Genomic DNA, 20,979 nt, shown 5'->3' on the forward strand with positions numbered 1-20,979 from the left:
ACGTGGGTCACGCCCACGGCGAACAGGGGCAGCCCCGCGGAGGCGCGCTGGTTAGTCTCGATGTACGTCGCCGGGCCCACCAGGGACCGGCACATCTGTCGGCTCCACCCCCTCGGAGCCAAGGGAGAGCACATGTTCGAGAGATTCACCGACCGAGCCCGTCGTGTTGTCGTCCTCGCCCAGGAAGAGGCGAAGATGCTCAACCACAACTACATCGGCACCGAGCACATCCTCCTCGGTCTCATCCACGAGGGTGAGGGCGTCGCCGCCAAGGCACTCGAGTCGCTCGGGATCTCCCTCGACGCGGTCCGCGAGCAGGTCCAGGACATCATCGGCCAGGGCCAGCAGCAGCCGACGGGGCACATCCCGTTCACCCCGCGCGCCAAGAAGGTGCTCGAGCTGTCCCTGCGCGAGGCGCTGCAGCTCGGCCACAACTACATCGGCACGGAGCACATCCTGCTCGGGCTCATCCGCGAGGGCGAGGGCGTCGCCGCCCAGGTCCTCGTGAAGCTCGGCGCCGACCTCAACCGGGTCCGCCAGCAGGTCATCCAGCTCCTGTCCGGGTACCAGGGCAAGGAGGCCGTCGCCGTGGGCGGCGAGAACCAGCAGGGTGCACAGCAGGGTTCGCAGGTGCTCGACCAGTTCGGTCGCAACCTCACCCAGGCCGCGCGTGACGCCAAGCTCGACCCGGTGATCGGGCGCGAGAAGGAGATGGAGCGGGTCATGCAGATCCTCTCCCGCCGTTCCAAGAACAACCCCGTCCTCATCGGCGAGCCGGGCGTCGGCAAGACCGCCGTCGTCGAGGGCCTCGCCCAGGCGATCGTCAAGGGCGAGGTGCCCGAGACGCTCAAGGACAAGCAGCTCTACTCGCTCGACCTCGGGTCGCTCATCGCCGGGTCCCGCTACCGCGGTGACTTCGAGGAGCGCCTCAAGAAGGTCACGAAGGAGATCCGCACCCGCGGCGACATCATCGTCTTCATCGACGAGATCCACACGCTCGTCGGGGCCGGTGCGGCCGAGGGCGCGATCGACGCTGCGTCGATCCTCAAGCCGCTCCTCGCCCGCGGTGAGCTCCAGACCATCGGTGCCACCACGCTCGACGAGTACCGCAAGCACTTCGAGAAGGACGCCGCGCTCGAGCGCCGGTTCCAGCCGGTCCAGGTGAACGAGCCGTCCCTCCCGCACGCGATCAACATCCTCAAGGGCCTCCGCGACAAGTACGAGGCGTTCCACAAGGTGTCGATCACCGACGGCGCGATCGTCGCCGCGGCGAACCTGGCCGACCGCTACGTGCAGGACCGGTTCCTGCCGGACAAGGCCATCGACCTGATCGACGAGGCCGGCGCACGCCTCCGCCTGTCGATCCTGTCGGCGCCGCCGGAGCTCCGCGACTTCGACGAGAAGATCTCGACGGTCCGCGGGCAGAAGGAAGCCGCCATCGAGGAGCAGGACTTCGAGAAGGCCGCATCGCTCCGCGACGAGGAGAAGAAGCTGCTCGGCGAGCGGCTCCGCCTCGAGAAGCAGTGGCGTGCGGGTGACGTCGCCGCGTCCGGCACCGTCGACGAGGGCATCATCGCCGAGGTCCTGGCGCAGGCCACGGGCATCCCGGTGTTCAAGCTCACGGAAGAGGAGACCTCGCGCCTCGTCTTCATGGAAAAGGCCCTGCACGAGCGGGTGATCGGGCAGGAGGAGGCGATCTCCGCCCTGTCGAAGACGATCCGCCGGACCCGCGCCGGCCTCAAGGACCCGAACCGGCCCTCCGGCTCGTTCATCTTCGCCGGCCCCACGGGCGTCGGGAAGACCGAGCTCGCCAAGGCGCTCGCCGAGTTCCTGTTCGACGACGAGGGCGCGCTCATCTCCCTCGACATGTCGGAGTTCGGTGAGAAGCACACGGTCTCGCGGCTGTTCGGTGCCCCTCCCGGGTTCGTCGGGTTCGAGGAGGGCGGCCAGCTCACCGAGAAGGTGCGCCGCAAGCCGTTCTCCGTGGTCCTGTTCGACGAGATCGAGAAGGCCCACCCGGACATCTTCAACTCGCTCCTGCAGGTGCTCGAGGAAGGCCGCCTGACCGATGGTCAGGGTCGCGTGGTCGACTTCAAGAACACCGTCATCATCATGACGACGAACCTCGGTTCGCAGGGCATCGCGGGTGGTCCCGTCGGGTTCCAGGTCGAGGGCAACTCCTCCGTCGGCTACGACCGGATGCGCGCCAAGGTGAACGAGGAGCTGAAGAAGCACTTCAAGCCCGAGTTCCTGAACCGCGTCGACGACACGATCGTGTTCCCGCAGCTGTCGCAGGACGAGCTGCTGCAGATCGTCGACCTGTTCGTCAAGCGCCTGTCCGACCGCCTGCTCGACCGCGACATGACCGTCGAGCTGTCGCTCGCCGCCAAGGAGCAGCTCATCAAGGTCGGGTTCGACCCCGCCCTCGGTGCCCGGCCCCTGCGTCGCGCGATGCAGCACGAGGTTGAGGACCAGCTGTCCGAGCACATCCTGCAGGGTGAGCTCACGGCGGGCGACCACGTCAAGGTCGACTTCGCCGACGGTGCCTTCCAGTTCGAGACCGGGCGTCAGCCGGGTCGCGAGGAAGTGCTCGCCGGGGCTGCCGAGCCGGCCGGGGAGCTCGAGGCGTAAGGGCCTCCTCCCCACACACGACGCGATCCCCTCCGCACCACTGGAAACGGTGGTGGGGAGGGGATCGCGTCGTGCTGGGCGCGCGTCTCGCGCGAGGGGGCGGGCCGCCCCGGGGCGTCCCGCCCGGGGGCGTCGGCGCTAGGGGTGGGTGACCTCGCCGTCACGGGCGTCGCCGGCCGTGTAGCCGCCGCCATCCGTCACGTTGCCGCCGCCCTCGGTGTCGTCGAACGTGAGGCGCCCGTCGCCGGTGCTGCTCTCGCTGCCCTGCAGGTCCTCGTTCTCCTCGCTGTCGCCCGAGAGGCCGTCCGCCAGGCCGTTCGTCTGGTCGAAGATGTGCCCCACCGAGTCGTCGCCCAGGGCACCGATGTTCGTGTGCCCGCCCGAGTCGTGCGTGTGGTCGTGGTCGATTGCTGCGGCGTCGCCCGAGGGCTCCGCTGCGTGGCGCCCCTCGCTGCCGAGGGGGACCGCCGGGTGCTGTGCTGCGTCGTTGGAGTCAGTCATGGCGCGCACGCTACGCCGGGTGCCTGGTGCGCCGTCAGGTCGGATCCAGCTTCCGCCCACCGGCCGGGAGGGACGGGGCGGGCCGGTCCCGCGCCTCCCGGCCGTCGTGTGCGCGGCACCCCGGCTAGGGTGGAGCGGATGGACGACCAGGAGCCGGCGGCACTCGCGCGCGACGAGCACGGGATCCTCGTCCGTCCGGCGCTCGCCTCGGACGTGCCACACATCCAGCGGCTCATCGAGCCCTACGTGGCGCGGCGGATCCTGCTCGGCAAGGACAACGTCACCCTGTACGGCTCGATCCAGCAGTTCCGGATCGCCGAGGGGCCCGACGGGGTGCCGATCGGGTGCGGTGCGCTCGCGGTGTTCTGGGACGACATCGCCGAGGTGCGCACGCTCGCGCTCGACCCCGCCTGGCTGCACAAGCGCGTCGGGCACCGGCTGCTCGACGGGCTCGAACACGACGCCCGCCAGCTCGGCATCGGCCGGATCTTCTGCCTGACGTTCGAGGTCGAGTTCTTCACGAAGCACGGCTACCTGGAGATCGGGGAGTCCGTCGTGTCGCCCGAGGTCTACGCGGAGCTCGTGCGGTCGTCGGACGAGGGCGTCGCGGAGTTCCTCGACCTCGCCCGGGTCAAGCCGAACACGCTCGGCAACACCCGGATGCTCAAGATCCTCTGAGCCGCTCGCGCCGGTCCGGCGTCGCTCCGCGGGAACCTCGCCGAGCGGACCTACCCTGTCCGCATGTCGTCGTTCCGCAACCCCGTCGGCGGTCAGCCCGCCGCTGTGTACTGGCGGCGGCGCGCCATCGTCGGCGGTGCGCTGCTCCTCGTCATCGTCGTCGTGCTCCTCATCGTCTTCGGCCACGGCGGCGGATCGGAGGCCGCTCCCGCTCCCTCGGCCAGCGCCTCCCGGACCGCGTCCGCGCACCGGTCGTCGAGCGCGGCCGAGCGTGCCGCTGCGCGTGCCGCCGCTGCCGACGCCGCGGCGAACGCATCGTCACGAGCGAGCGCCGCAGCCACCGCGGCCGCGACCGCGATCGCCACCCCCGAGGCCGGGGCCACCGCCGGCGCGACGTCCGCACCCGCAGCCGGGTCGGCGAAGAACGGCGCCACCTGCCGCAAGTCGCAGATCACGCTCAAGGCCCTGACCGACAAGACGCAGTACGGCCCCACGGAGGAACCGAAGATCTCGATGTCCATCACGAACACCGCGTCGACGAGCTGCCACATGGACCTCGGCTCGAGCCAGCAGGTCCTCACGATCACGAGCGGCACCGAGACGTACTGGTCGAGCAAGGACTGCCAGACCGGCGGCACCGACCAGGACATCACCATCAAGGGCGGCCAGACCCTGACGACGCCCGCGATCACGTGGGACCGCACCCGGTCCTCCACGTCGACCTGCGACTCGAGCCGGCCGTCGGTGACCGCGGGTGGCGCCAGCTACCACCTCAGCGTCGCCGTGGGGAACATCACGAGCGCCACCTCGACCCAGTTCGTGCTCCAGTGATGGCCGAGCAACGGTTCCGGAGCGAGCCGCTCGAGGCCGCGCTCGCCGCGCAGGACGTCGCCGCCGTCGCGTTCGCCCTGCGACACGACATCGTCATCGTGCCGAAGCTCGTCACCGGGCGTCCGAAGGACCAGCAGGTCCGGGTGTTCGGCCGCGAGGGCACCGACAAGCGCATCCTGCTGCTGTTCTCGTCCGTCGACGCCTACACCGCGATGGTGCCGAACGAGAAGGTCCGGCAGGTCATGGTGTACGACGCCGCGCGGCTCGAGGAGTTCATCGCCGCGCACTTGGACGTGCTCGAGCAGGTGTTCTTCGACATCGCGGGGCCGAACACGATGCAGGCCGAGCCCGCGGACCTGTTGGCGGCGCTGCGCGCGTAGGCCGGGAGGCGCGGCTCGCGTCCGCCTCAGAACGCCGCGTCGAGCTCGCGCTCGCGCACGGACTTCGTCATCGCGAAGGCGACGCGGAGTGCCTCGCGCAGATGCTCGGAGTCGGCGCCGAGCACCGTCGTGAACCCGAGCCGCCGGGCCTCGGACACGCGTTGCTTCTCGCCGGTGGTCGGGCGGATCTCGCCCGCCAAGCTGATTTCGCCCGCGGCGGCGAGCGTGTGCGGGTACGGACGGTCGCGAGCCGCGCTCGCCAGGGCCAGGGCGATCGCCAGGTCCGCGCCCGGCTCGGTCAGCCGCATGCCGCCGACGGTCGACACGTAGACGTCGCTGTCCGACAGCTTGATGCCCGCGCGGCGCTCGAGGACCGCCAGGAGCATCGCGACGCGTGAGGAGTCGACGCCGTTGACCACCCGCCGGGGCTGCGGTGCGGAACTCGGGACGACGAGCGCCTGGACCTCGACCGGGAGCGCGCGCCGGCCCTCCATGGCGATCGTGATGCAGGTGCCGCTGACCGCGGCGCCGGCCCGGGACATGAACAGCCCGCTCGGGTCCGGGACCTCGTGGATGCCGTCGCCCGTCATGTCGAAGCAGCCGACCTCGTCCGTCGGGCCGAAGCGGTTCTTCAACGCGCGGATGAAGCGGAGTGCGGTCTGGCGGTCGCCCTCGAAGTGGCAGACGACGTCGACCAGGTGCTCGAGCAGCCGGGGACCGGCGATCGTGCCGTCCTTGGTGACGTGCCCGACGATGAGGATGGGGAGCGCGCGGTCCTTCGCGACGCGGATGAGGGTCGATGCGACCTCGCGCACCTGGGACACTCCGCCCGCGATGCCGTCGACCGCACTGGACGAGATCGTCTGCACGGAGTCGGCGATCACCAGGTCGGGCTGCACCTGGTCGATCTGCCCCAGGATCACGGCGAGGTCGACCTCGCTCGCCAGGTAGAGCTCGTCGTGCATCGCCCCTGTGCGTTCGGCGCGCATCCGGACCTGGTCCACGGATTCCTCGGCCGAGACGTAGAGGACGCGCTTGCCGGCCGCGGCAGCACGGGAGGCGACCTCGAGCAGGAGTGTCGACTTGCCGACCCCGGGCTCGCCGCTCAGTAGGATCGCGGCGCCGGGCACGATGCCGCCGCCGAGCACGCGGTCGAACTCGCCGATGCCCGTGCGCCAGTGCGTGACGCGCTCGCCCAGGGCCTGGGTGATCGGCCTGGCGACCCGGCCACCGGTGACCGCGATCGCCGCCGTGCCGCGGGTGCTCGCCTGGACGGCGGTCGCGTCTTCGACCGTGCCCCAGGACTGGCACTCACCGCAGCGGCCGACCCACTTGATGCTGGTCCACCCGCACTCGGTGCAGCGGTACGCGGTCTGGGCCCTGGCCATGCGTCGAGGCTAGGCGGCGCCGCTGACATCGCCGCGGTGGCTCGCGGCGTCGTGGTGCTCGGTCGGCGCGTCCGGGTTCCCCGCGACGTGGCTGCCGTGTGACCGGTGCTGCCGCAGGTGCTGGAGGTCCGGGCTGTGCTCGTCGGCGGTGTCGGCGTCCTGGTCCGCCCGCGCCGCAGCGACCGCCGCCGCACGCGGGCCGAGCTCCTCGACCTCGCGCGCGGAGAGGTAGCGGCGGATCGCCATGAGGGTGTCGACACGGGCGTCGATCGCCGGCTCGAGCGCGCTCGCCCAGATGCGGTAGCCGTTGTCGTTCGGGTGGAAGAGGTCGCCGTACGTGTTGCGGAAGGTCCGGCGGAGGCCGACGCGCTTCGTGATCTCGTGCAGGGGAGCGACGGTGAGGCCGAACTCGGCGGCCACGCGGTGCACGATCTCGTTCGCGACCTGGACCTTGCGCTCGCGCTCGCGGAAGAACATGCACGGCAGGTCCGCGACGATCGCGTGCGAGGGCACCGCGGCGTAGATACGGCGGAGGTTCCGCTCGAACTTGTCGGGGTGGAAGTCCAGGATGTCGTTCGCCCCGATCACGACCGTGCAGATGTCCGGCGTGTAGTTGCCGAGGACCGGGAGCTGCTCGTGCCGGGCACCCCAGGTCGTGGCGCCGGAGACGCTGAGGTTCACGACGCGCAGGGTCGACCGCGACCGTCGCCGGACCCGCCGCGCGAGCAGCCCCACGTAGCCGCGGCTCGGGACGGTCGCGCCCACGCCCTGGGCCGCGGAGTCGCCGATCGCCACGTAGGTGAGCTGCCCCTCGTGGTGGATGCGCTCCCGCCACCAGTCCGCGTGCACCGGCAGCATGTCGACCACCCGTTGTGCCGCGGCGCGCTGCCCCCGGACGCCCGCCCTGGCTCCGAGCGCAGCCGCACCGGCGACCGCGAGGCCACCGCCGAGGGAGGACACGAGTGCCACGAGAGAGCGCGTCTTCATACCCGGGACGATACGCAGTCGGCCTCAGCGCCAGGTCACCGCGTCCGGGGGCGGTGGACAGCCGTGCATCGGGTGCCGCTGGGGACGGCGAGCCGACGGTCCTGCGTTCCTCGGGCCTCCCGGCATGCGGTATCATCGTCGGCGGTACCGTGTCCGAGCGGCCTAAGGAGCATGTCTCGAAAACATGTGTGGGGGCAACTCCACCGTGGGTTCAAATCCCACCGGTACCGCCACAGAAAACCCCCGTTCAAGCGGGGGTTTTCTTGTTTCGGAGGCTGGCTCTGCATCGCGAGAGTGCACGGCTCCGCGCGCTGGCGGCATCCTCATCGGCAGCGTGGTCAGCCGGAGTTAGTCCGGACCTGTGTCCGGACGCCGTCGCCCGACCCTTGAGTGCGCGCAGCGAGGAGAAAGCCTTCACGTCAGTCTCCGCAGAGGGGCTTCGCCACCGCTTCGTGTCGCTGATGATCTAGACCAGCGCACAGATGTGTGCCAAGGGCCCGAGGAGGACTCTGGGACCACTGGCACAGAACTAGCCGCGTTTGGGGCACCGGGGTATACCCAGCACTATGAAGTAGCTCCCAAAATCAAGCCTCCCGGGCACGCTGTTCCAGCCTCGATCCCGTCTGCAAGACTCCGATTCACGGTGGTGTTGCAACGATCAACTGAATCCAAGATTCCGCGCGGCGACTGTACGAGCAGCAGGACATGACCGTCGCGCAGATCGGTGACGTTCTCGGCGTCAGCCGCACCACGGTGTATCGGGCGCTTCGACGCGAGAGCGAGCCGGTTGCTGGTCGACGCGGCAAGACGTCGATGGGGTGCGGCTATCGAGAAGTTGTCGTTCGGTTTGATGATGCGCGTCGATATTTCGTCGGACGCGGCCATCGACCGAGGTCTGGTGCAGTGGCTCCAATCGGCATTCGCGTCGCTGACAGCCGCTACTAGGGTCTCTGTGATCGAGAGTCCGTGGACTTAAGCGTCTCCGACAAGCAGGACGAAACCTCGTTCATGTCCGCGTGGAGCGCCTGCAGCTGTGCGGTCATCCATCGCTCGATCGGTCGTGTTATTGCGTCATCAGGCGCTTGCATAGCCGTGAGCCCAGCCGGCTCGATCGTGTTCGTAGCAGAGGCCGGGTCCTCCTCATCACGCTCGAGGCCTCCGACACGGTTCCGGACATCTGTGCGGTAAGCCGTTGCGGGGGCGATGAGACGGCGTGCGTGCTCGTCGTTCGTCCGGAGTTGGTGCTCGTTCCTCAGGTGCGCGCCGAGATCGAGGACGGCGTCGGCGGTCTCGCGTGCCGTGGTCGGGGCGACGATGAGCCTGATCATGTCGGTGGCGGAGGGACTGACACTGCCGCGCTCGAGGAGCACTTCACGGAACGCGTCATCGAGTCGTCTCCCCGCCGCGACGGCTGCTCGCCGTCGGAGCAACGTGTCGCCCGGGGGCGTGACCTCGACAGTGGAGCGGACTGCCGCCACGACGTAGTCGGCAGCTGCGACGTAGGCTGCACCGACACTGCTGCGGAACGCCGTCAACACCCCGCGCGGCCAGAGCAACCAACCAAGGCAGGCGCTCACGCCGACGCCGAGCAGGACGTCTTCGAACCGAACCATCCCGATCGTCGGCTGTTGCGGGGCAGCGAGGACGAACAGATCGAGGATCGCCACCGAGAACGCTGCCTGGCTCAGCATGAACGGGAGCACCTCGGGTGCGAGCGCCATCACCGCGAGGGCGAACGGCAGGATCGCCCAGGCGAGCCAGGGTGCGTGCGGGACGACGACCAGGAGCAGCTCCACGACGATGACGCCGATCACTGTCCCGAGGATCGCCTGCCCCGCGGACCGAGCGGTACTGGCGGCGTTCGACCGCAGGACAGCCAGCGTGCCGAACGCGACCCAGAACGCGTGCTCCGCTCCGACGACGTTCGCCGCGGCGATCGACGCTGCCAAGGTGAGGCTGGTGCGCGCGCTGTTGCGCAACCACGCCGAGCGCCAGCTCCAGTGGCTGCGGAGTACCTCCAGAACGTAGCGTCCGCGTGCCGTGTCGGCCGCGACGTCGGCATCGAGCAGACGGAGGACCCGACGGAGGAGTTGGTGCGCAGGCCAGCTCTCGTCGACGGCTCCGCGAATGGACCGACGTTCACGGTGCTCTCGAGCGTCTTCGAGGCGCACCCTGATGTCCACGAGCGGATCGTTGCGGTTTGCTTCATCAACGCGCGTCCGGACCAGTTCGATGGCGTCGGTCACGGCGTCTTCCTCGTCGGCGGAGAGGCGTTCGTGAGGTGACGCGGCGACGGCTCCGACGGCCTCATCGACGCTGAGGACCGCGTCGATGACGAGGAGGAGCCGGCGCCGCCCCGGCCGGAAGCCATCCGGTCGACGTGGATGAGTGAGGTACGCGTGACGGAGTACCTCGACCTCCCGCTGCGGCTGCCCGGTCCGGATGTGCCGGAGGATCGCGTCGAGAGCGTCGACGGTCTTCGTCCGGAGGGGATCGTCTGTTGCCGTCGGCAGGATGACAGCCTTCGCTGCGATGACGAGGACGCTGGCGGTCCCCCACGCCGCGACTCTCGGGAGCACGTCGGAGACGTCCGCGGGGACCGTTGCGGAGAGCGTGAGTGCGAGCAACAGCGGCGAGGCTGCCAACGCGAGACTGGTGCTGGCGATACCGCCGTAGGCGATGAGGAACGCCAGCACACCGACGAGGATCGTCGCGGCGACGGCCGAAGCGGACAGGAGGCCACCGACGGCAACGAGCGCGCTGGTCGCGACAGCGACGCCGAGGGTCCGGGCAAGTCGTGCGGGGCCGGCGAAGTCGACGAACACGATCTGGATGATCGACCCAAAGGCGGCGAACAGCGCAGTATCCGCCGGGAGGAACACGCTGGCGACGGCGAACGCGGCCGGCGCGACGACGGCTACCCGGATCGCGCGCCGCCACGCCGACATGGGGACTCTGCGGAACACACGCGTGCGGTGGTCCGACCGACGGGACCCGTTGCTGCTCACCGGTCGACGGCGACGTACTCCTCGGAGTCCTCCCCATCCGCGGACCCGGACTGCTTCACGCCACCGAACGGAGCCCGCGGGGTCGGGCCGAGCCTCTTCACCTCGTGCTGGATCCATGCTGTCCGTCCTGTCGTTCATGGCTTGACGCGGGCCGGTTTCGCCCGGACGTCCCTTCTGACCGAACCGCGATCAGGTCCTCACTTCGTGGAGGTCGCCCAGACGGTCTGCGCGTTGGTGAACTCGCGGATGCCGAAGTGGGAGAGCTCGCGGCCGTATCCGCTGTTCTTGACGCCTCCGACGGGAACGCGGGGGTTGGATGCCGAGAAGCCGTTGATGAAGACGCCGCCGGTCTCGAGTCGACGTGCGATCTGCTGGGCCTTGGCGATGTCATTGGTCCACACGTTGCCGCTGAGGCCGTAATCGCTGGTGTTGGCGAGGGCGATTGCGTGCTCGAGGTCATCGACCACCGTGACGGCGGCGACCGGGCCGAAGGTCTCCTCATCGAACGCGGCCATGCCCGGGGTGACCCCGGTGAGGATCGTGGGCTCGTAGAAGTTGCCGGGTCCGTCAATCTTGTGACCGCCGAGCAGCAGGGTTGCGCCCGCATCGATCGTCCGCTGCACCTGACCGTGCAGTTCGTCGCGGAGGTCGGCGCGAGCCATCGGGCCCAGGAACGTGGAGGGGTCCAGCGGGTCGCCGACTGTGAGTGCCCGAGCGGCCGCGACGAACTTGCTGAGGAACTCCTCGGCGATGGGCTCCTCGAGCAGGAACCGCTTCGCAGCCAAGCACACCTGGCCGGTGTTCGAGAAGCGTGCCTTGATGCCGGCCTCGACTGCGGCGTCGATGTCCGCGTCGGCGAGGACGATGAACGCGTCGGATCCGCCGAGCTCCAAGAGGCTCTTCTTCAGCGCGCGGCCCGCCGTGCCGGCGACCGCTGATCCGGCGCGCGTGCTGCCGGTCAGCGTCACGGCTGCGACCCGGGGGTCTTCGATGACACCGGCGGTGGTGTCGTTGTCGGCGTTGAGGTTCGCGAACAGACCCTCCGGGAACCCGGCAGCTTCGTACGCCGCCTGCAGCGCGTAGGCGGAACCCATCACGTTCGGGGCGTGCTTGAGGATGAAGCCGTTGCCCGAGAACATGATCGGACCGGCTGCGCGGATGACCTGCCAGATCGGGAGGTTCCACGGCATGACCCCGAGAACGGTACCGATGGGCAGGTAGGAGACGTAGACGTCGGCGTCGTCGACTTCGACGTGCTCGTCGGCGAGGAGAGCCGGGCCGTTCTCGGCGATCCACTCGATCGCCGAAGCGCTCTTCTCGACCTCCGCGCGCGCTTCGCCGATGGTCTTCCCCATCTCGGCCGTGATCAACCCGGCCAGGGTGTCTGACTCGCTGCGGAGGACGCTCGCGAAGCGGCGGTAGGTGGCGACTCGCTCGTCGACGGAGGCGTCACGCCACTGCCGGAAGGCAGCGGTGTTCCGCTGAAGCATCTGCTCGACCTGGTCCGGCGTCTGGAAGGGGTAGTCAGCGATGAAGTCACCGGTGGAGGGGTTCCGCGAGGTGGCCTTGTGAGTACTGATAGGCGTGATCGTCATGGTGATGGCTCCTTGTGTCGGTGAGTAACTCGTGGAACCGACCCTAGCGCGTCATTAGACCGGTCGTATTGTTCCTGCCGGGCTTCTCAGAAATTGCCGCCGCGGAACCGCGTGGAACCCCCGCCGCGGACGTCCTCCTGGACCCGAAGACCTTCCAGCCGCCCGAGTAGGCGATCGACGGCGGTGCCATCATGTTCGCGTCCCAGTGCTGACCTTCGGTGGCGATCCGGCCGTTCGGCAAAAAGCCCCACCGCTGTCAGTGCGATGGGGCTTTCGCGTCTGCGCAGCGCTGCGCTCAGGACAGGTGCAGCCGGTGGTGCGTCATTGCGAGCACTCGGTCAAGCGATTCAGGCGCCCGGTTGATCTTCGCGATGACGCTCGCCCCGATCCACCCTGTGTAGAGGTCGAGAGCGAGCTCGCTCGGAGCGACATCGATCGTCACGGACCCGTCCGCGACGCCGTCCTCGATCATGCGCTCGATGCGCTTGGCAATGCCGGAGGTGCCGACAATGAGCGCCCGCCGCATCGTCTCCGAGAGGTCCGCGACCTCGGCCCCAAGCTTCACGACCAGGCATCTGCCCTGGCATTCGTTGAAGGCCTGCATGTCGTAGAAGTCATGCCAGTAAGCACTCAGCCGGTCGGCCCCGCTTGCGGGTCTCGCGATGATCTCATCCATGCCCGCGAGGTAGTGCTCGAAGTAGCTCTCGATGAGGGCCTCACCGAACGCGTCCTTAGACCCGAACCAGTGGTAGAAGGACCCTTTGGGGACGCCCGCGGCACTGAGGACCTCATTCAGGCCGACCGCGGCGTAGCCCTTGTGGGACATGATCTGCTCGGCAGTGTCGAGGATCCTCTGACGGGTGTCGATTTCTTGAACAGGCATCCGAACATCCTACACCCGAGCAGACCAGTCGTCTACGCCATCTCGCCGGGGGGGGGGGAGATGCCCTCCCAGACGCGCGATTACGACCATCGCAGGCCATCCCTTCGCCGCTGTCGCCGGCCGAGGCACCTTCGCCCAACCATCCGATCGCTCCGAGTCCTGGCCCGCCAGATGGCAGGGCCACCGCCATTCCAAAATCTTTTCATATTCGCTATACGACCGGTCTACGCTCGTGTATGGTCGTACTCAGTAGCCACCGCGGCTCACATCGAAGGCCGGATCCCGACCCGGATCCTCACCACTAAAGGAGACCCCATGCCGCTCGCACGAATCGACCTTCTCGAGGGAAAGTCCGCCGAATACAAGCGCACCATCGCCGACGTCGTCTACGAGCAGATGAGCATCCACCTCGGCGTCCCCGAGGACCGCTTCCAGGTCATCAACGAACACAAGGCCGAGAACCTCATTGCCGACCCCGACTACCTCGGCATCTACCGGTCCGAGAACGTCGTCTTCATCCAGCTCATCTTCCTCGACGTCGCCACCCCGGAGCAGAAGGGCAACTTCTACAAGGCGGTCGTCACCGAGCTCCACGAGAAGCTCCACCTGCGCAGAGAAGACGTCTTCTTCAACCTCCAGACCGTCCAGCCGGCGGACTGGTCGATGGGCAACGGGATCGTCACGTACGCCAACGGTGTCCCCGCAGACCGACTCGACCCGAACAGCGTCCCGGCCGACTTCGCCTGGCCCCCCTCAATCCGCGCCTGAGGGTCCCAACACGCTTCACTGCAGCGGCGCTGGCGGCACGCACGAATCGTGCGTGCCGCCAGCGCTGCTGGCGTTGGAGCGGCGGTCGCGAGCAGTGCGGTGGCGGTGGCGTACCTGCCGGTCCTCGTGGTGTTGCTCGTCGAGGGGCGGTTCGACCTCAGGGCGACGGCGCTGTGTGCCGGGGCGCGGCTGCTCTCCTCGGTTGTTCCGTACGCAACGGACGTTGTGGTGCTGCGACACCTCCCGCCGGCTGTGTTCGGCATCGTCTCGAGTCTCAACCCGGTCCTCGCTGCCGTCTCCGGGCTCGCCCTGCTCGGCCAGCACCTCACCCCGTCGCAGTGGATCGCGCTCCTCGTCATCGTCGCTGCGAACTTCATGGCCGTCACATCACCTACTGGCGCCCGGGAGAGCAATGATGAGGACCACGAAATGGCGTGGTCCTGATCCTGATGGGCGCAGGGTGCCCGCTTGCATCATCCGAGACTGGCTTGACGGTCAGCTTCGCGTCGGTCGATCGACCAGTGCCGACACCTGGCGGGTGATCGCGTCGACGATCTCCGCACGAGTGCGTTGTTCAACCCTCACCAGAACCGCGATCAGGTCGGCTCGTGTCGCGGCGAGAAGGAGATGCGCGGCGATGCCGGCGTCGCCCTCGATCCGCAATTGTCGGAGCGACGATGCGACCGCTTCGTGTACTGCTCCGTAGCCCGCGACGGCGTAAGGGCTGGTCGTGCCGCTCTCGTGCGCAAGGCTGAGCGTGACGGAGTCGATCTTCGCATCGACGATGGCTTCGATGATCGCTGACAACCGTTGCGCCGGGGGAGTGTCGGGCCCAAGTGGCGGCGGACCCGTCTCGATCGCCACGAGGAGTGGAACAGTGCGCTCGGCGAGCAGCGCGCGGATGAGCCCGTCCCGATCCCCGAATCGGCGGAACAGAGTTCCCTTTCCGACACCGGCACTGGCGGCGATCCGGTCCATTGAGACGTCGGAGGGGGAGTCTGCCTGCTCGAAGAGCAGGCGCGCCGCATCGAGAACGATCTTTTCGTTCCGCCTCGCGTCAGACCGCAGCTCCGACACATCCACTCCTTGCTTAAACGGACCGACGGTCCGTATGCTGATCCGGACTAGCAGTCCGATTGTAGAGGAGAGGTGGCACGTCATGAGCGACGCTGTCGATGACATTGAGGACGCGCTGCGGGCGTTCGCCGGAGGCGATCTGGAACGGTGGTTGGACATGTGTTCCGATGACGTCGAGTTCGAGTTCCCGTTCGCCCCCGAGGGCAGGACCCGCACAATCCATGGAAGGGGAGACGCTGCGACCTACCTCCGCTCGATCGCCGCGGCCGCGTCCGACCGCTCGATCCGCTCGCTGACGATGCATCGAACCGAGACTCCAGGTGTCATCGTGATCGAATTGACCGTCCGCGGCACCCACGGTGAGCCGACCGGCGAACACGTCGACCGGGACACGTCGTCCATTGCGGTCGTCACCCTGCGTCAGGGAAAGGTGAGCAAGTACCGGGACTACTGGAACCCGCAGGGTGGTCGCCTCGTCTCCAGAGGAGCAGCGGAATGACCCGCCCGGAACGGATCCTGGTCACCGGCGCAACGGGGAAGACAGGCTCCCACGTCGTCAGTCAGCTCATCGAACGTCCGGGCGTCACCCCGATCCTCGCGACCCGTGCCGGCGGCCCATCCCGGTCCGTTGCCGCGTCGGTGCAGTTCGACTGGCACGACCCCGCGTCAACGATCCGTGCGCTCGAGGAATCCCAGCCAAGCGCCGTGTACCTGGTGGCGCCGCCGCGAGACGCTGACCCGGCGCGGGTCATGCAACCCTTCTTCGCCGCGGCGCATGAGCGAGGCGTCCGCCGCGCAGTTCTTCTCGGCGCGAAACCCGTGGCCGCCGGAGAGCGCGGGCTCGGCGCGGTGTACGACGCCGTCGCGGCGTCGTTCGCCGAATGGACCGTCCTCCGCCCAACCTGGTTCATGCAGGACTTCGTCGCCGATCACTACCTCGCGGCCATGGTTCGCGAGGGTGCGCTCCGTACTGCGTCCATGAGAGGCACGATCGCCTACATCGACGCGCGTGACATCGCGGCCGTGGCCGTGACCGCTCTCACGGCGACCATCCCGCTGAACGGGGAACTTGTGCTGACCGGACCCGCAGCGCTGACCGCGGAGGAGGTGGCATCGATCATCGGGCGCGAGCTACACCGAACAGTGCGGACCGAGCATGTCGCCGAATCAGAGCTCGCTCAGCACCTCTCCAAGCGAATGCCCCCTGCTCTCGCCAAGGCGCTCGCACACGCAGACGCGACCTACTCGGACAACCAGCCCACGGACACGGTCGAGCGCATCACGGCCCAGACCCCGAGGAGCCTCGCGCAGTTCGTCCGCGACGAGCGCGCTGCGTTCAAGGACTGATCGGTGATCCGATGCCGTCTGCATCCGGACCTGTCCTTTCGGGAAGACCTCGGCTTGTGATCGTGCTGGGTTCGGAGATGACCACTTTGGCAGCGTTCGACGCCTGGCCTGAAGGATGATCCGGAGTTGTCTTCCGGAACGCGAAAGGGGCCGGCACGGAGCAAACCGGGCCGGCCCCTTCTCGTCGCTTCAGAGGTTGTTGATGGAGGCTTCGAGTCGGAGCTCGCCGTCCCCTGAGTCAGGCAGACCTCGGGCGTCTGCTCGGGCTCAACCGCAACAACGTCAACAGGATCATGGTCCACGTCGATCACGCGCAGCCCCGACCCGAGCGATCGACGCCGCAAGTCGTGACCATCACGCGTGGCGGTGCGTCCGTGCCCGGCCCGGCGATACGGTTGCGCGGTGCGTGTTGGGTCCTTCCTCCGTCCGTTCCGCGCTGGCGAGCGGCACAGCGTGTGGAATCGTCCGGAGCTGCACGCTCCTGACGTGATCACGCTCCGAAGTGACGTGTTCACCCCGGACGGGCCAATCCCCGCGGCGCACCGGGGTGCGGGGGTGGGGGAGAACCGTTCTCCGTCACTGCACTGGGATGGGGTAGACGGCGAACGCATCCGGGCACTGATGATCGTCCTGGAAGACATCGACGCACCGCTGCCCCGACCACTCGTGCACACGCTCGCCGTTCTTGATCCGGGAACGAAGCGACTGTCGGAAGGTGACCTGAACGCTCCGACGGCCAGCGTCCAGTTCGCTCGGGCCGCCTTTGGTCGCACCGGGTATCAGGGCCCAGGACCGCTTCCTGGGCACGGGGCCCACCGCTACTTCTTCGAGCTCTCCGCCCTCGGCATCCGCCTCGATCATCTGACCACGGCCACGGACGCGCTGCGACGAGCGGCGGGTCACGTCATTGCACGTGGCCGGCTCGTTGGCGTCGATGAACGCGGCGCGACCGGTTGAATCCTTCTGGAGTGTTCTCCGCCTCAGCCGTCGGATCGCGGAGTGATCGTCGATACCGCGGCGGCCAGGTCATCGAACGCGGCATCGAGGTGGTCGGTCAGACGTCGGTTCGGATCACGGATCCATGCGACCGCAGCGTGCTGGTACGTCGCCCACGCCATAGCCGCGACAAGGTCAGCCACCGCGGCCGCGATACCGCGGTGCTGCAGCGCCGAAGCTAACGCCTCTGTGAGCATCGCCGCTTTCGCGAGATCGCGTTCCCGCAGCGCAGGAGTGGCGGCGACGACGTTCATCCGGGCGAGAGCAGCGTCCGCGTCGTGTTGCAGCGCTTCCGCCGCGTGTGTGAACGCGCGACGCAGTACTTCCGCCGGCCCGAGGCCTGCCGGCGCACCCAGGATGTCATCCACCAACGCGTTCCGTGCTTGCTCCTCGCCGCCGAACAGCACTTCGCGCTTGTCGGGAAAGTGTCGAAAGAAGGTGCGGAGGTTGACGTTCGCGGCTGCGGCGATCTCGGCGGTCGTCGTCCCGTCATACCCCTTCGCTGCGTAGAGCTCCAACGCGGCCGCCTGAAGTCGGGCACGCGCTTCCTTCCCGCTCCTCGGCACACCCCGAGCATACGCAGTCCACGAAGGGTTGCGCCATCCAATGGCGCAACGTAGTGTCACGAAGTGGCACTACGCTGAGCGGCGGGGCTTCTGGTCTCGACGTTGCACCCTGGAGGAGTTCCTGTGAACGACCATGCACTGATCGACATCCACGCCCACTTCACGGCGCCGACCACAGAAGACGTCCGGGAGGCAGCCTGGCGCGCGATGCGCGCCGACAACTTCATGGCGCCAGCGCCGCACGTGTGGTCCCCGGAACGGGCCATCGGCGCGATGGACGCGAACGGGATCGGCATGCAGCTGCTCAGCACAGTCCCGACGAGGCACGACGCCCTCGTGGCGAGCAACACGTACGGCGCCACCGTTGTCGCAGCAACCCCGAATCGCTTCGGCCTCCTCGCAGCGCTTTCCAACGACGACCCGGACCTCGCACTGAGGGAGATCCGGCGGGCGCGGACCGAGCTCGATGCCGACGGCTTCGCGATGAGCACCACCTACAACGCCGTCACCATGGCCGACTCTCGCCTTGAACCGGTCTGGAAGGAACTCAACGACACGGCCAGCGTCGTGTTCGTGCACCCCGACACGTCCATCCCATCCCAGCTGGGGCTGCCCACGCCGCTCATTGAGGTCACGTTCGAGACGGCACGAGTGATCACGAGCATGCTCTACGCCCGGGTGTTCTCACGATTCCCGAACATCACCTTCGTCCTCGCGCACTGCGGCGGCGCACTCCCCGGACTGTCGGGACGTATCAGCCTCATCGGCACGGAGCCGTGGGTGTCGAACCCCAACCAGGTCACGTCGGAGGAGCTGCGCGCGCAGATGGGTCAGCTCTTCCTCGACACCGCAGCGTCCGGAACGGACGCGAACCTCGCGGCCGCACTGCAGATGGTCCCCGTCGAACACATCGTCTACGGCGGCGACTCCGGAGTGCCCTGCACCAATGACGAGTCCGTTGCCGAGAATCTCACCAGGTTACGAACCTCCTCCGTGCTCCACGCAGACGACGTGACCGGGATCACCCGGCGCGCACTCACCCTGTTCCCACGCCTTGGTGATCGCATCGCAGCGGCGTGACCGTACGTCGAGCAGGTCTCGACGCTACCCACACAACCGATGCCCGATGAGGGATCGTCAAATGAGACGAGCGAGACCTCGGCATTGTGCAGAGGTCTCGCTCGTTGTGGTGGTGTGGGTTAGCGCCCGTTGAACTCGTCGTCGGTGATGTGTTCGAGCCACGTTGTGGTGGTGGCGGGATCATCACCGTTCTCGAGCATCGCGATGTGCTCCATGAACACTTCGGGGGCTGCGGCGTGGAAGTGTTCCTGGCCGGGCGGGGTGTAGATCGTCTGGCCGGGGTACACGTCGATGATCTGACCGTCGCGTGTTCCGAAGCGGCCGACACCGGCGGTGACGCGGAGGTACTGGCCCTTCTCGTGGGAGTGCCACGCGGTGCGGGCGCCGGGGGCGAAGCGAACGGTCGCAACGACCATGTGCTGGCCGTCTTCGTGGGGAAGCGCGATCGGGTCGAGCCAGACGTCTCCGGCGAACTGCTCCGGCGGGTTCTTCGAAGTTGGTGTTGCGGGCTCGATGTTCACTGTTCCTCCGGTGTGAAGAGCTGCTTCGCGACGCCCATCGCTGCCATGCCGTTGGGCCAGCCGGCGTAGAGCGTCACATGGGTGATGGCTTCGATGAGTTCATCCTGGGTGACGCCGTTCTCGACGGCGCGGCCGAGGTGGAAGCGGAGCTGTTCAGTGTTCCCGCCGGCAGTGAGGACCGCGACCGTGATGAGGCTTCGGTCTCGCGCGGAGAGTTCTGGTCGGTTCCAGACGTCGGCGAAGAGGACGTCATCGGTGAGTTCTGCAAGCTTCGGAGCGAAGTCGCCGAACAGGTTCCGGCCGCCGCCGATCTGCTTCGGCTGATCAGTCATGCGGCTGCTCCGTCGTGGTTGAGGTCGTTGGAGAGCTCGGGGAACGCGCGGGCCTGCTCGGCGAGCTGGGCACCCTTCTGCACGATCCCGTCGACGCTGTCTTCGCCTGCCGGGAGTCGCAGCGGCGGCTCGGGCATGGCGGCGAGCTTGATGATGGTCTGGGCGAGCTTCGCGGGGTCGCCGGTCTGCTGGCCTTCCATGCTGCGGAAGAACCCCTTGGCCTGGTCCGACAGGGGTGCGTAGTCGTCGACGTGAACGTCGCCCCAGAATGTCGAGTTTCCTTCGGCGAGGAGGTCGGTGCGGAAGAAGCCGGGCTCGACGACGGTGGTGTAGATCCCGAACGGCTCGACCTCGCCGCGGAGTGCTTCCATCCAACCTTCGAGCGCGAACTTGGACGCCGAGTACGCACTGCCGCCAGTGTTGGCGACGACGCCAGCGGTCGAGCTGATGCTGATGATCCGACCGGAACGCTGCTGTCGCATGACTGGCAGGACGGCACGGGTCACGTTGAGGGCGCCGAAGAAGTTGGTGTCCATTTGCGTGCGGAACTGCTCCGCGCTGAGCTCCTCGAAGAAGCCGGCCTGGAAGCTGCCAGCGTTGTTCACGAGGACATCGATGCGTCCGAACCGCTCGGTCGCGGCGGCGACCGCGGTGGTGGCGGCGGTCCCATCCGTGACGTCGAGCGCAACGGCGAGGAGGTTGTCGTGCTCGCCGACCGCATCGAGGACTCGCTGTGCGTCGCGGCCGGTGGCGACGACGTGGTGGCCGGCGGTGAGGGCTGCGCGAGCGAACTCGGTGCCCATGCCGCGGCTTGCTCCGGTGATGAACCAGACCTGGGGGTGAGTCATGAGGTGACGCTTTCTGTTCTGTGGGGAGACGAGATCGTTTCCCCGCGAGTGCGGCGCGATGTCAGTTCGCGCGTTGGATGGTGGCGGAGAAGTCGCCGTCGTGGCGTTGGATCGGGGCTGTCTGCTCGAGGGTGCCGATGCGGGCGATGCCGTCGTAGCGGCTGACGTCGCCGTAGTAGAAGACGACGTTGCCCCAGGGGGCGTAGTAGCCGATATCGCCGGGGAACGGGTCGTCGCTGGCCGGCATGCCGGTCATGGGCAGCTCCTGGTCGAGGTGCCCGATCTTCTCTTCGCCGTTCAGGTCCTCGAAGTTGAGGGTGAGGGGCAGCCGGGACAGGAGCGCCTGTGCGGGAGCGGTGTCGTTCAGCGACCCGTTGATCACGGTGTCGCCGATGCGGATCTGGATCGGAGTGGTCACTGCGCTGCTCGCGGTGGCGGATGCCGTACTCGGTGCGGCCCCTGCGGTGTCGGTGTCGGACGACGTGGCAGAGTCCTGGCTGGAACAGCCCGCGGCGAGGACGCCAAGCAGGGTGACGACGGGGAGTGCGAGTGCTGCGCGGTG

The 20,979-nt window shown here is 67.9% G+C and carries 23 protein-coding genes and 1 tRNA gene; 12 read left to right on the plus strand and 12 right to left on the minus strand.

The genetic code is table 11. The features are described from left to right. Positions 1-132 precede the first annotated feature (132 nt). Positions 133-2,631 (plus strand): ATP-dependent Clp protease ATP-binding subunit, encoded by a 2,499-nt coding sequence (locus DEI88_RS00635; RefSeq protein ID WP_111010393.1) that lies wholly within the window; start codon positions 133-135, stop codon positions 2,629-2,631. Between the two features lie 138 nt (positions 2,632-2,769). Here the strand turns inward: DEI88_RS00635 and DEI88_RS00640 are convergent, their stop codons facing one another. Beyond that, complete coding sequence (locus tag DEI88_RS00640; protein ID WP_146242811.1) at positions 2,770-3,132, minus strand: hypothetical protein; 363 nt, start codon at positions 3,130-3,132, stop codon at positions 2,770-2,772. Positions 3,133-3,270: 138 nt separating this feature from the next. Between DEI88_RS00640 and DEI88_RS00645 the strand changes: the two genes are divergently transcribed. From DEI88_RS00645 to DEI88_RS00655, 3 genes are all read left to right on the plus strand, one after another. After that, positions 3,271-3,810, plus strand: a complete 540-nt coding sequence (locus tag DEI88_RS00645) for an amino-acid N-acetyltransferase (RefSeq protein ID WP_111010307.1) — start codon at positions 3,271-3,273, stop codon at positions 3,808-3,810. Between the two features lie 63 nt (positions 3,811-3,873). Continuing rightward, positions 3,874-4,641, plus strand: a complete 768-nt coding sequence (locus DEI88_RS00650) for a hypothetical protein (RefSeq protein ID WP_111072002.1) — start codon at positions 3,874-3,876, stop codon at positions 4,639-4,641. Then, positions 4,641-5,021 (plus strand): dehydrogenase, encoded by a 381-nt coding sequence (locus DEI88_RS00655; protein ID WP_111072003.1) that lies wholly within the window; start codon positions 4,641-4,643, stop codon positions 5,019-5,021. Before DEI88_RS00650 ends, DEI88_RS00655 begins: the two co-directional genes overlap by 1 nt. A gap of 26 nt (positions 5,022-5,047) precedes the next feature. Here the strand turns inward: DEI88_RS00655 and radA are convergent, their stop codons facing one another. Beyond that, the gene (gene radA, locus DEI88_RS00660; RefSeq protein ID WP_111072004.1) at positions 5,048-6,409 is read right to left on the minus strand and encodes a DNA repair protein RadA; all 1,362 of its coding nucleotides are present in this window, start codon (positions 6,407-6,409) and stop codon (positions 5,048-5,050) included. 9 nt (positions 6,410-6,418) lie between these two features. Then, on the minus strand, positions 6,419-7,396 hold the full coding sequence (locus tag DEI88_RS00665) for an SGNH/GDSL hydrolase family protein (RefSeq protein WP_111072005.1): 978 nt from the start codon (positions 7,394-7,396) through the stop codon (positions 6,419-6,421). A 143-nt stretch (positions 7,397-7,539) separates the two neighbouring features. Between DEI88_RS00665 and DEI88_RS00670 the strand changes: the two genes are divergently transcribed. Together DEI88_RS00670 and DEI88_RS00675 are read left to right on the plus strand one after the other, a co-directional pair. Continuing rightward, positions 7,540-7,629 (plus strand) — tRNA-Ser (locus DEI88_RS00670). A gap of 433 nt (positions 7,630-8,062) precedes the next feature. After that, positions 8,063-8,341 (plus strand): helix-turn-helix domain-containing protein, encoded by a 279-nt coding sequence (locus tag DEI88_RS00675; protein WP_258375053.1) that lies wholly within the window; start codon positions 8,063-8,065, stop codon positions 8,339-8,341. Here the strand turns inward: DEI88_RS00675 and DEI88_RS00680 are convergent. The 3 genes from DEI88_RS00680 to DEI88_RS00690 form a co-directional block, all read right to left on the minus strand. Then, a complete protein-coding gene (locus DEI88_RS00680; protein WP_181441219.1) occupies positions 8,338-10,344 on the minus strand; it encodes an FUSC family protein in 2,007 nt (668 codons plus the stop codon). The two genes, DEI88_RS00675 and DEI88_RS00680, sit on opposite strands and share 4 nt — an antisense overlap. Before the next feature lie 257 nt (positions 10,345-10,601). Further along, complete coding sequence (locus tag DEI88_RS00685) at positions 10,602-11,999, minus strand: NAD-dependent succinate-semialdehyde dehydrogenase (protein WP_111072007.1); 1,398 nt, start codon at positions 11,997-11,999, stop codon at positions 10,602-10,604. Positions 12,000-12,294: 295 nt separating this feature from the next. Further along, positions 12,295-12,882 (minus strand): TetR/AcrR family transcriptional regulator, encoded by a 588-nt coding sequence (locus DEI88_RS00690; RefSeq protein ID WP_111072008.1) that lies wholly within the window; start codon positions 12,880-12,882, stop codon positions 12,295-12,297. 315 nt (positions 12,883-13,197) lie between these two features. On the opposite strand from DEI88_RS00690, the gene DEI88_RS00695 reads away from it, so the two are divergent. Then, entirely contained in the window at positions 13,198-13,650 is a 453-nt protein-coding gene (locus DEI88_RS00695) for a tautomerase family protein (RefSeq protein ID WP_111072009.1), read from the plus strand. A 48-nt stretch (positions 13,651-13,698) separates the two neighbouring features. After that, positions 13,699-14,094: an EamA family transporter gene (locus DEI88_RS00700; protein WP_181441220.1), complete on the plus strand. Its 396-nt coding sequence runs from the start codon at positions 13,699-13,701 to the stop codon at positions 14,092-14,094. A 51-nt stretch (positions 14,095-14,145) separates the two neighbouring features. Here DEI88_RS00700 and DEI88_RS00705 read toward each other — a convergent pair whose 3' ends face one another. Then, positions 14,146-14,727, minus strand: a complete 582-nt coding sequence (locus DEI88_RS00705; protein ID WP_220038152.1) for a TetR/AcrR family transcriptional regulator — start codon at positions 14,725-14,727, stop codon at positions 14,146-14,148. Between the two features lie 82 nt (positions 14,728-14,809). On the opposite strand from DEI88_RS00705, the gene DEI88_RS00710 reads away from it, so the two are divergent. The 3 genes from DEI88_RS00710 (at position 14,810) to DEI88_RS00720 (ending at position 17,031) form a co-directional block, all read left to right on the plus strand. Further along, positions 14,810-15,226: a nuclear transport factor 2 family protein gene (locus DEI88_RS00710; RefSeq protein WP_181441221.1), complete on the plus strand. Its 417-nt coding sequence runs from the start codon at positions 14,810-14,812 to the stop codon at positions 15,224-15,226. Then, entirely contained in the window at positions 15,223-16,074 is an 852-nt protein-coding gene (locus DEI88_RS00715; protein WP_111072013.1) for an NAD(P)H-binding protein, read from the plus strand. The genes DEI88_RS00710 and DEI88_RS00715 overlap by 4 nt, the downstream gene beginning before the upstream one ends. 486 nt (positions 16,075-16,560) lie before the next feature. Continuing rightward, a complete protein-coding gene (locus DEI88_RS00720; protein WP_181441222.1) occupies positions 16,561-17,031 on the plus strand; it encodes a YbhB/YbcL family Raf kinase inhibitor-like protein in 471 nt (156 codons plus the stop codon). A gap of 23 nt (positions 17,032-17,054) precedes the next feature. Here the strand turns inward: DEI88_RS00720 and DEI88_RS00725 are convergent, their stop codons facing one another. After that, positions 17,055-17,588 carry a TetR/AcrR family transcriptional regulator gene (locus DEI88_RS00725; RefSeq protein WP_258375045.1) on the minus strand — a complete coding sequence of 178 codons (534 nt, stop codon included), beginning with the start codon at positions 17,586-17,588 and terminating at the stop codon, positions 17,055-17,057. A gap of 171 nt (positions 17,589-17,759) precedes the next feature. On the opposite strand from DEI88_RS00725, the gene DEI88_RS00730 reads away from it, so the two are divergent. Next, positions 17,760-18,716: an amidohydrolase family protein gene (locus tag DEI88_RS00730; RefSeq protein ID WP_181441223.1), complete on the plus strand. Its 957-nt coding sequence runs from the start codon at positions 17,760-17,762 to the stop codon at positions 18,714-18,716. Positions 18,717-18,835: 119 nt separating this feature from the next. On the opposite strand, the gene DEI88_RS00735 is transcribed toward DEI88_RS00730, so the two are convergent. The 4 genes from DEI88_RS00735 to DEI88_RS00750 form a co-directional block, all read right to left on the minus strand. After that, on the minus strand, positions 18,836-19,237 hold the full coding sequence (locus DEI88_RS00735) for a (R)-mandelonitrile lyase (RefSeq protein ID WP_111072016.1): 402 nt from the start codon (positions 19,235-19,237) through the stop codon (positions 18,836-18,838). Next, on the minus strand, positions 19,234-19,569 hold the full coding sequence (locus tag DEI88_RS00740; protein WP_111072017.1) for a carboxymuconolactone decarboxylase family protein: 336 nt from the start codon (positions 19,567-19,569) through the stop codon (positions 19,234-19,236). The genes DEI88_RS00735 and DEI88_RS00740 overlap by 4 nt, the downstream gene beginning before the upstream one ends. Beyond that, the gene (locus tag DEI88_RS00745; protein ID WP_111072018.1) at positions 19,566-20,417 is read right to left on the minus strand and encodes an SDR family oxidoreductase; all 852 of its coding nucleotides are present in this window, start codon (positions 20,415-20,417) and stop codon (positions 19,566-19,568) included. Before DEI88_RS00745 ends, DEI88_RS00740 begins: the two co-directional genes overlap by 4 nt. 61 nt (positions 20,418-20,478) lie before the next feature. Beyond that, positions 20,479-20,835, minus strand: coding sequence for a cyclophilin-like fold protein (locus tag DEI88_RS00750; protein WP_111072019.1), 357 nt, complete (start codon positions 20,833-20,835; stop codon positions 20,479-20,481). Positions 20,836-20,979 lie beyond the last annotated feature (144 nt).

This window comes from Curtobacterium sp. MCBD17_003 (assembly GCF_003234885.2).
In the GTDB taxonomy this organism is placed as follows: Bacteria; Actinomycetota; Actinomycetes; order Actinomycetales; family Microbacteriaceae; genus Curtobacterium.